This window comes from Neisseria sp. GT4A_CT1 (assembly GCF_000227275.1).
Taxonomy (GTDB): domain Bacteria; phylum Pseudomonadota; class Gammaproteobacteria; order Burkholderiales; family Neisseriaceae; genus Neisseria.
This window is the reverse complement of sequence record NZ_JH164966.1, coordinates 347,754-352,481: the sequence shown is the minus strand read 5'-3', so window position 1 is coordinate 352,481 and position 4,728 is coordinate 347,754. Positions and strand designations below refer to the sequence as shown.

The 4,728-nt window shown below is 44.7% G+C and carries 7 protein-coding genes; 4 read left to right on the top strand and 3 right to left on the bottom strand.

Annotated features, from left to right (window positions below; genetic code table 11):
* The 4 genes from HMPREF1028_RS06425 to ilvC form a co-directional block, all read left to right on the top strand.
* A partial coding sequence (locus tag HMPREF1028_RS06425; RefSeq protein ID WP_009312013.1) for a thiamine pyrophosphate-dependent enzyme occupies positions 1-473 on the top strand: 473 nt, incomplete at its 5' end.
* A gap of 11 nt (positions 474-484) precedes the next feature.
* Positions 485-976 carry an acetolactate synthase small subunit gene (gene ilvN, locus HMPREF1028_RS06420; protein WP_003766119.1) on the top strand — a complete coding sequence of 164 codons (492 nt, stop codon included), beginning with the start codon at positions 485-487 and terminating at the stop codon, positions 974-976.
* Positions 977-1,038: 62 nt separating this feature from the next.
* Complete coding sequence (locus HMPREF1028_RS06415) at positions 1,039-1,332, top strand: putative quinol monooxygenase (RefSeq protein WP_003674893.1); 294 nt, start codon at positions 1,039-1,041, stop codon at positions 1,330-1,332.
* A gap of 73 nt (positions 1,333-1,405) precedes the next feature.
* Positions 1,406-2,419 carry a ketol-acid reductoisomerase gene (ilvC, locus tag HMPREF1028_RS06410; protein WP_003755457.1) on the top strand — a complete coding sequence of 338 codons (1,014 nt, stop codon included), beginning with the start codon at positions 1,406-1,408 and terminating at the stop codon, positions 2,417-2,419.
* A gap of 219 nt (positions 2,420-2,638) precedes the next feature.
* Here ilvC and HMPREF1028_RS06405 read toward each other — a convergent pair whose 3' ends face one another.
* The 3 genes from HMPREF1028_RS06405 to HMPREF1028_RS13525 all read right to left on the bottom strand — a co-directional run bounded on the left by HMPREF1028_RS06405 (position 2,639) and on the right by HMPREF1028_RS13525 (position 4,426).
* Complete coding sequence (locus HMPREF1028_RS06405; RefSeq protein WP_009312012.1) at positions 2,639-3,208, bottom strand: hypothetical protein; 570 nt, start codon at positions 3,206-3,208, stop codon at positions 2,639-2,641.
* Between the two features lie 85 nt (positions 3,209-3,293).
* Positions 3,294-4,106, bottom strand: coding sequence for a hypothetical protein (locus HMPREF1028_RS06400; protein WP_009312011.1), 813 nt, complete (start codon positions 4,104-4,106; stop codon positions 3,294-3,296).
* A 32-nt stretch (positions 4,107-4,138) separates the two neighbouring features.
* The gene (locus tag HMPREF1028_RS13525) at positions 4,139-4,426 is read right to left on the bottom strand and encodes a hypothetical protein (protein ID WP_231286281.1); all 288 of its coding nucleotides are present in this window, start codon (positions 4,424-4,426) and stop codon (positions 4,139-4,141) included.
* Positions 4,427-4,728 lie beyond the last annotated feature (302 nt).

Genomic DNA, 4,728 nt, shown 5'->3' with positions numbered 1-4,728 from the left:
TGGGTACGATGGGCGTAGGTCTGCCGTATGCGTTGGGTGCGAAACTCGCCGCTCCCGACCAAGACGTATTCTGTATTACGGGTGAAGGTTCGATTCAGATGAACATCCAGGAATTGTCCACCTGCTTCCAATACCATGTCCCGATTAACGTCGTTACCCTCAACAACGGCTACCTCGGCATGGTTCGCCAATGGCAGGAGCTGTATTACGGCAACCGCGAATCGGAAACCTATTTCGATTCCCTGCCAGATTTCGTCAAACTGGCGGAAGCATACGGGCACATCGGCATCCGCGTGGACAAAAAATCCGATGTTGAAGGCGCGCTTTTGGAAGCGGTCAAACAAAAAGACCGTCTGGTATTTATCGACTTCTTGACCGATAAGAAACAAAACGTGCTGCCCATGGTCGGCAACGGCAAAGGTTTGGACGAAATGGTCCTGCCGCCGCATATGCGCGAAAACCCTAAAGCGTAAGGAGAACGACAATGCGACATATCTTATCTGTTCTGATGGAAAACGAATCAGGCGCGATGAGCCGCGTGGTTGGCCTCTTCTCCGCTCGCGACTACAACATCGACTCCTTGGCAGTAGCCCCGACCGAAGACAAAACCCTTTCGCGCATGACCATCGTTACCCATGGCGACGAGCAAGTCATCGAACAAATCACCAAGCAACTCAATAAATTGATTGAGGTGGTCAAAGTGGTCGATTTGAACGAAAGCCGTTTTGTCGAACGCGAACTGATGTTGGTAAAAGTCCGCGCCGTCGGCAAAGACCGCGACGAATTTTTACGCCTGACCGAAATCTACCGTGGCAGCATCATCGACGTAACCGACCGCAGCTACACCATCGAAATCACAGGTTCGACCGACAAACTCGACTCTTTCCTCGAAACCGTCGGACGCGCCCAGATTTTGGAAACCGTACGCACAGGCGCAGCCGGCATCGGCCGCGGCGAGCGTATTTTGAAAATTTAACACCGTCAGGTTTTCAGACGACCCGATAGGTCGTCTGAAAACAGAAACGGCAGGAGAGATTGATGTCAAACATTAAAATCGTCGCGCTGGTTACCGTCAAACCCGAATACACGGAAACGCTGAAACCCTTGTTCCAAAGCCTGGTCAAAGCCAGCCGCGCGGAAGAAGGCAACATCAGCTACGATTTGCATCAGGAAATCGGCAAACCCGAGCGTTTCGTCTTCGTCGAAAACTGGAAATCCCAAGCCGCCATCGACGCGCATAACGCCAGCGAACATTTCCAAGGTTTCGTCAAAGCCATCGACGGCAAAACCGACGCGCTCGAAATCGTTTTGATGGAAGAACTCTCCGTTTAACCCTTTACCCTCAATCCAACTGTCCGGCATCCTCAACACAAAGCCGGAACCCATTTTATCCAAAGGAAATCAAATGCAAGTTTATTACGATAAAGACGCCGACCTGTCCCTGATCAAAGGCAAAACCGTCGCCATCATCGGCTACGGCTCACAAGGCCACGCCCACGCAGCCAACCTGAAAGATTCAGGCGTAAACGTAGTAGTCGGCCTGCGCCAAGGCGGCTCTTGGAAAAAAGCAGAAGCAGCCGGCTTCGAAGTATTGTCCGTAGCCGATGCCACCAAAAAAGCAGACGTAGTGATGATTCTGCTGCCCGACGAAAACCAACCCGTCGTATACAAAAACGAAATCGAGCCTAACCTGAAACAAGGCGCGGTACTCGCTTTCGCACACGGCTTCAACGTCCACTACAACCAAATCGTACCGCGTGCCGACTTGGACGTGATTATGGTCGCCCCCAAAGGCCCCGGTCACACCGTACGCAGTGAATTCCTGAAAGGCGGCGGCGTACCTTCGCTGATCGCCGTTTACCAAGATAAAAGCGGCAAAGCCCGCGACATCGCCCTGTCTTACGCAGCAGCCAACGGCGGCACCAAAGGCGGCGTGATTGAAACCAACTTCCGCGAAGAAACCGAAACCGACCTCTTCGGCGAACAAGCCGTATTGTGCGGCGGCGTGGTCGAACTGATCAAAACCGGCTTCGAAACCCTGACCGAAGCAGGCTACGCGCCCGAAATGGCATACTTCGAATGCCTGCACGAAATGAAGCTCATCGTTGACCTGATTTACGAAGGCGGCATCGCCAACATGAACTACTCCATCTCCAACAACGCGGAGTACGGCGAATACGTTACCGGCGTGGAAGTCATTAACGACAAATCCCGCGAAGCCATGCGCAACGCCCTCAAACGCATCCAAACCGGCGAATACGCCAAAATGTTCATCCAAGAAGGTGCCGTCAACTACGCCAGCATGACCGCCCGCCGCCGCCTGACTGCCGATCACCAAATCGAGAAAGTCGGCGCACAACTGCGTTCCATGATGCCTTGGATTGCCAAAAACAAACTGGTCGACTTGGACAAAAACTAATTCGACTCGGTTCAACCATAAGCAAACCTGCCCGACGATTCGGGCAGGTTTTTTGTTACGTTGAGATTTTGAAAAATCAAAAATTCCAGTGGAGGAAAGGTCGTCTGAAAGACGAATTGACGATTTCAGACGACCCTTTGCTTGAGTTAGAAGTTATCGTGGCTCAGTTCAAAAGAACAATAGCAACGAAGCTTTATCTGTGGTTTGTAGTGTTCTTTTTTATTTATGAATTCCAGGTCCGAAATCGGCTGTGACAAATTCTTGAACAATCATGACCGCGCAGTTGTCTTTACGTTTTTTCATAAAAAGCAGTTTTGCCTTTGCCGGGGCGGGTAACGTAAGAATGGATATGTCTTTACCGTCTAAATGGCCGATAAAACTGGGACTGCCTGCGAACTCTTCATAGTTTGTAGGTGGCAACGGACAGCGGTTATTGTGAAGTTCAAATTCAAGCTGCTTCATCTTGCCTTTTTCAGACGACCATTCAGCAAACGAAATACTACGGATACCGTATTGTTGATATGGATCTTGGTTAACATGGTATGTGCTGTTGAATTGTCTGTCGTTTTTTATAGTATGGTTAGCAGTTCGATTGATTTCATGCGCCAGTTCGGGGATATCAATGCTGCGACCGATTTTATCCAAGTCAATAAAACTGCCATCGCGGGCAGCTTCTACCAAGACCTTAGACAAAGACTTATCGTGCATACGCATGGTTTCCATCGTATCGGCTCGGGCAATATTGGCTGATGTAAGCAGTGCGCAAAATATCAAAAAATAAGATTTCATTTAAATCCTTGTTATTAAATAGAGTTTAAGAATAAAACAAAATTGCCTGCATAGAAGATGAGATATTATGAGGCATACTGATAATTTATTGAAATTTTTCCAACATGATTTTTCTTATGGATGAAAATTTTTTTGATGAATTATGTTTAAGCGCCATATAAATTTCATCATCAATTTTATTTTGAGTTAATATCATATTTTCAATATATGGAATAATTTTCTCAGAGCCGGTTGAGATTAAATAGGCAGTTATCTCGCTATAAATATATGATTCTATGCGAAAATGGTCTAGTTTATTCAATAGTAAAGTCTCAATCGATTTCGAGTAATAGCTTTTTTCTTTTAGAGCATACACAATCCAAGAAATTACTTTCGGATGCTTGCTATTTAAATTTTTTATCAGATATTCTTCAATATAATCTCTTTTGGGAAAAAATGCAGAGCTGAAAGCAGTAGCCATAACGATAGAATATCTATGTATACGCCAAATTAATTGAATTTTTTCCTCTATTGCGCAGAATTCTTCCTCTCCTAAGTCATAATGATGAAACAAATGCCCTAAAGAAGATATCGCTGAGGATTTTACGTTAATGCTTTTATCGTTGCTTATAAAATCAATTAAAAGAGATAAAACATCTTCAAGTTCGGATTTGTTAAGTTTATTCTGAATCTGTCCGAGAATAAAGACAGCAATTTCCCTATGTCGACTATACCGGCTTGTTAAGAGGACATTTTTGACGATATCGCTAATTTCACGATACCGAAAAAATTGCAATCTTCTAGCTGCCTCATATTGAGTTTGAGTATTAGAATTCAGCAGGATATTGAGTAACTCAGTAACTGATAAATCCTTGCATGCCAAATAAGCATCAAAACTCAGAGAATCGTTATTTTTCATATAGTTTGCCTTGTTTGTGTCTAATGCAGGGGCTATCTTGAAAAATGTGATTTGATTTCATGAGTTTTAGCGTTTATATGAACTTCTATAATCCCATGTCCTCCTCTGCGATGAGGATTTAATATTTGGGGAGAGTAGGTAAAAACATAATATTTGTTTTCTGTTTTATCAAGGTAAGTGCTGCATGATATATTGTATTCAGAGATGTTTAATCCTCTAGCCTCTATTTCTTTCATGGAAAGGAATAGAGGTTGGGAATATTCTTTTTCTATCGATAGTTTTTTACCCGAATATCTATAAATCTCAGAAGAATCAGCCATAGTATTTTGCGGGATAAAGAATATGAAGAGTAAAGTAACCAGATATTTTATAAGATTCATTTTTAATATTAACTCGATAGGGTTTAAAATCGAAGGTACCAAGTTTTATAGTTTATAGCAAGCTGTTGGATCAGCAGATGTAGGTTGGGTCGTGATCCAACATTCAGGTTTTTGTTGGGTTTGCCAACCCAACCTACGCTTGCTTGCTACCATAGGTATAGTGGCTTAACTTTAAACCAGTACGGCGTTGCCTCGCCTTGCCGTACTATCTGTACTGTCTGCGGCTTCGTCGCCTTGTCCTG

Bases quoted from the DNA above. Each gene is read 5' to 3' on its own strand.
- ilvN (WP_003766119.1), top strand. From the start codon at position 485: ATGCGACATATCTTATCTGTTCTGATGGAAAACGAATCAGGCGCGATG.
- HMPREF1028_RS06415 (WP_003674893.1), top strand. From the start codon at position 1,039: ATGTCAAACATTAAAATCGTCGCGCTGGTTACCGTCAAACCCGAATAC.
- ilvC (WP_003755457.1), top strand. From the start codon at position 1,406: ATGCAAGTTTATTACGATAAAGACGCCGACCTGTCCCTGATCAAAGGC.
- HMPREF1028_RS06405 (WP_009312012.1), bottom strand. From the start codon at position 3,208: ATGAAATCTTATTTTTTGATATTTTGCGCACTGCTTACATCAGCCAAT.
- HMPREF1028_RS06400 (WP_009312011.1), bottom strand. From the start codon at position 4,106: ATGAAAAATAACGATTCTCTGAGTTTTGATGCTTATTTGGCATGCAAG.
- HMPREF1028_RS13525 (WP_231286281.1), bottom strand. From the start codon at position 4,426: ATGGCTGATTCTTCTGAGATTTATAGATATTCGGGTAAAAAACTATCG.